We start from the raw sequence: 637 nt of genomic DNA on the forward strand, positions 1-637 counted from the left end.
GTTAGTAGTTTATTAGGAGCAGTTAATTTTATTACTACAATAGGAAATATGAGAAGTCCTGGTATAAGATTACATAAACTTAGCTTATTCGGGTGAGCTGTAGCTATAACTGCCATATTATTATTATTATCTTTACCTGTATTAGCTGGTGGGATAACAATGGTTTTAACAGATAGAAACTTTAATACTTCATTTTTTGAAACTGCAGGAGGTGGTGATCCTATATTATTTCAACATCTATTTTGATTTTTTGGTCATCCTGAGGTTTATATTTTAATTGTACCAGGTTTTGGTATAATAAGTACAACTATTGCAGCCAACTCTAATAAAAGTATATTTGGGTATATAGGAATGGTATATGCTATGATGTCGATAGGTATTTTAGGATTCATTGTTTGAAGTCATCATATGTATACTGTTGGTTTAGATGTAGATACTAGAGCTTACTTTACAGCTGCTACATTAATAATAGCTGTTCCTACTGGAATTAAAATATTCTCATGATTAGCTACATGCTACGGAGGATCTATTAAATTAACACCTTCTATGTTATTTGGAATAGGTTTTGTATTTATGTTCACTATAGGTGGATTAAGTGGTGTAGTTTTAGCTAATGCTTCTCTTGATATAGCATTCC

General features: G+C 31.1%; 1 pseudogene. It reads left to right on the plus strand.

Annotated elements, in window-relative coordinates:
* Nucleotides 1-637: pseudogene (locus ACYVI6_RS18830) on the plus strand (cbb3-type cytochrome c oxidase subunit I); the annotation flags it as partial.

Source organism: Angustibacter aerolatus, from assembly GCF_054776675.1.